General features: G+C 28.4%; 6 protein-coding genes. All 6 read left to right on the top strand.

Annotated features, from left to right (window positions below):
* A partial coding sequence (locus CVP05_RS12610) for a hypothetical protein (RefSeq protein WP_165773127.1) occupies positions 1-180 on the top strand: 180 nt, incomplete at its 5' end.
* Between the two features lie 19 nt (positions 181-199).
* A complete protein-coding gene (locus tag CVP05_RS05910; RefSeq protein ID WP_100288655.1) occupies positions 200-556 on the top strand; it encodes a hypothetical protein in 357 nt (118 codons plus the stop codon).
* A gap of 103 nt (positions 557-659) precedes the next feature.
* On the top strand, positions 660-947 hold the full coding sequence (locus tag CVP05_RS05915; RefSeq protein ID WP_100288656.1) for a hypothetical protein: 288 nt from the start codon (positions 660-662) through the stop codon (positions 945-947).
* Between the two features lie 49 nt (positions 948-996).
* Complete coding sequence (locus CVP05_RS12615; protein WP_100288657.1) at positions 997-1218, top strand: hypothetical protein; 222 nt, start codon at positions 997-999, stop codon at positions 1216-1218.
* A gap of 590 nt (positions 1219-1808) precedes the next feature.
* Positions 1809-2294, top strand: a complete 486-nt coding sequence (locus tag CVP05_RS05930; RefSeq protein WP_100288659.1) for a hypothetical protein — start codon at positions 1809-1811, stop codon at positions 2292-2294.
* A gap of 184 nt (positions 2295-2478) precedes the next feature.
* Entirely contained in the window at positions 2479-3036 is a 558-nt protein-coding gene (locus CVP05_RS05935; RefSeq protein WP_100288660.1) for a hypothetical protein, read from the top strand.
* Positions 3037-3466: the final 430 nt, after the last annotated feature.

Consider the following 3466-nt stretch of genomic DNA (forward strand, 5'->3'; position numbering starts at 1 on the left):
CATCAAATCAAAGCACAGGCGGAAAAAAACAGAGCAGAAATTATATCCGGTAGTAAATATTATAATGTGATTTTAAATAATACTTGTGCAGAAGAAGTGAGAAATGATGTCAAATACCCCAATAAATGGGGCAGTTTGGTGATTGAATTATGGACAACCAACCGATTTTATAAACCCTAATTTTGAGGAATTTGCTTGAGTGTTTAAAGAAAAGTCGCTCCCGTTATCCACATTACTTAAACACCCCACCGGGCAGCATTTCACCCTCGTAGTAGGCAACCTGCCGGCAACGACTTTTCAAGTCACCGATTTCCCGTTAACGGAGGGCTATAACCGACTATTTGAGCTGGATATTCACGCAGCCAGTTTAGAAAGTGCGGTGGATTTTGGTGAAATATTAGATAACCAAGCCACATTCTGCCGATGGCAAAACGGCGTACAAGAAGACAGCATTACCGACTTCCGCTTTGGTGAACAGGTTCGCCCGACGGATGTGGTCTTAAAAGATTACACCTTTAAACACCCTAACTGGGCCGCGCAAGCTTGGGGGGAATAAAAATATCCTGTGACACCGAATATGGCGTTAGAGAAGTTCGTCATCCACTCTGGGGAAATTGGAGTGGATATTTATACTACTGAACAGTGTAAAAAGGATTAATATGTTTTTAATATCAATCTTAATGCTATTAATTATATTTTCTATACTCTATTTGTCTCTAAAAAATAAATTTTTTATTTTTTTATTGATTGTTGTTTTTTTAGACTCTTTGTTTTTATATGATTTAATTGATTTTTTATGTAATCCTAATGAGTATGGTTATGTGGAAATGAATCAAGAGGAAATATATAAAGATAAAATATATAATTTAATTTTATTAAATTTTGTTTTTATTTTGATTGGCTTTATTTTAAAGTTGAAAGATAAATATTTAAAGCATGATAATTAGATAGGTAGTGTTAGAGTGTAATTTCACTGGGATAGGGAAGGTGAATATAATGCTCACAGCTCATGTTGGATCCGAGTGGGTCAGGAAGTTGATTGTGAGTTTTCAAGAGGGCGATCCGAGCCAACCGTTGATGATCAGCAGTGTCTATAACGCCCGCCAAGTACCGCTAGGCAAATTACCTTATCTCGCAGCACTAAAATCCACTAAGCCGATAAGAGCGGTCAAAATAACAAAAGTTTTATTTCCCCATTCTGGTTTCAGTCCTTTCTAGGCAGGAAATCTTTTTTGATAAAGAAAATGTAGAAATAAAAACAGAACTATTTCATAATTATTTTGAGTATAAATTAAAAGAGAGAGATTTATGAATTTATATAAATTTTCAAAAACAATAATTGTGCTTTTGATTTCAGTATATAAAATATTATTTATATTGGGTATATCCTTGGATGGTAGTTATGAAATGATTTTTCATGAAGCTAGCTATAATACTTTAATTGAAGCTGTCAATATAATGACTTTTTTATTTTTTTACTCTTTTATTAGTTTTATTTTAGTCTTCTTTTATCGGAATTTTTCTAAGTTTTACTTTTTTTATCCAGCTGTATTTGCTATTTATCTGATCTTTATTTTTATGCTATATATAAAAGGCTATAATATAGAAAGTATAAGAAATATTTCATTAAAGTACTTGATTTGTTTTTTTGTAGATATTTTTCTTCTTTATATTTTACATAGAAATTGCCAGAAAACTGGATAGAACAGAACTAATTAATGCAATCTTTGTGAATTTTATAACCAAATGAAACAGTGTACGACTAAAACAAGATATATTGGGGAATTTGTTGGGGGATGGAGGAATATATGAAAATAAAGTTTATCAATATAATGATGAAATTATGTGTATTATTATTTTTAGGTTCTATTAAATTCAGTTATTCTTCATTTGACAATAATAGTGATAAACCTATTTTTTCAGGAAATGAAATTTCGGATTTTAATGGAGATGGACTAGAAGATAAATTATACTACAAATGTTATAGGGGAGATGGAAAAGGCGGTCTACCTTATTGTACAATTAATATTGTTACTAAACAAAAAAACTATCAATTTACTACAATATTTATTTGGGAACCGATTATAGCCTCTTGTGGAAAAGGGTGTTTATCCATAACTGACGATATAACTAAAAATCAAGAAATGTATACTACGGAGTATAAGTATAATAAGGAATTAGATAACTGGATAAGGGTTAGCTATGAACTGCTTACGCCTGATAATAAAGCAACGGATCTGTTAACTCAAGAGGAAAAAAAGCAAATAATAGGAATTGATGGAAAAGAATACTAAAGTTGGTATATATATTCCAAATAAACTAAGGGAAACCTAAAATCAATCCATTCAATGGCAGTATAAAATTTGTATGAGATATTTTAATAAATGAATTGTTTTACAGATATATCATAAAAAATATGAACACTGCAGATTATATTCCAATGTTAAAAAGAGTCATTAATTTTGAGGTTTTATGTAAATGAAAAAAATCATTATATTAATTGGTTTTTCTTGTGTTTTATTTTTCTTATTAAAAATTATTAGCTACTACAAAGATTACCAGTATTTTTTGACAGAATCTAATAAGATTTTAATAAGTGGAAATCAAAAGGAAATAAAACAAATGGAAGAGAAGTTCCTTTCCATAATAAATGAAAATAAAATTATACCAAATCCATGGAGCTCTTGGTATATTGAAAGAAGGGGGATTTTTCTATCTTATCTAAAAGAATATAAAGAATATTTAAAGCTACTTGAAAGTATTAAGAATAAGAATAAGGATATTGATAGAGAATTACTTATTTGTATGCTAAAGGAAAAGTTAAGCTTGGAGTACATTCCATGTTATGAGGATATTTATCCTAAAATAAGTAACGATTATAATGACTTGAATTATTGGATTGTTATTTCAGCTTTAAATAAAAAAGAATTATATAAAAATAAAAAATATATTTTGGATGACAATTTTTTAAATGTGGTTGAAGTTTTTTTATCTACCCCAAGAACGGTTTTTATAGAAAAAACATTTCCAAATTAGAATGTAGGTTCATCTTGTAAACGCTTATAATATTATGATATAAAATGAAATTTGGGCGAAAAATTTGTTCAGTGTTTAAAGAAATATTCAAGCTAGCCATACAGGAGAAATTTAAATAAGTAAAAAATAAGAGAGCGATGATATTAATTTTATTAAATTTTATATTTCTAATAAGCACTCAACTATTTATAAGTTATCGTTATAAAAATACAATTTATCTACGAAATTTAGCAAGCTATAATAGCTAATCTTAATTGGTTATGGTTAGTAAATATAATAAATATATTTTATTGATTTTGGTAATATTATTTTTTAAGATAAATAAAAAATAATATAATAATTTTCTCATTTTTAACTAAATATAAATGTCTAGGAGGGTAAATAACCAAATATGAAAGAATGGAACAACCCTAAAAGCTATACACAATCT

It is taken from the genome of Conservatibacter flavescens, from assembly GCF_002795425.1.
Lineage (GTDB): Bacteria > Pseudomonadota > Gammaproteobacteria > Enterobacterales > Pasteurellaceae > Conservatibacter > Conservatibacter flavescens.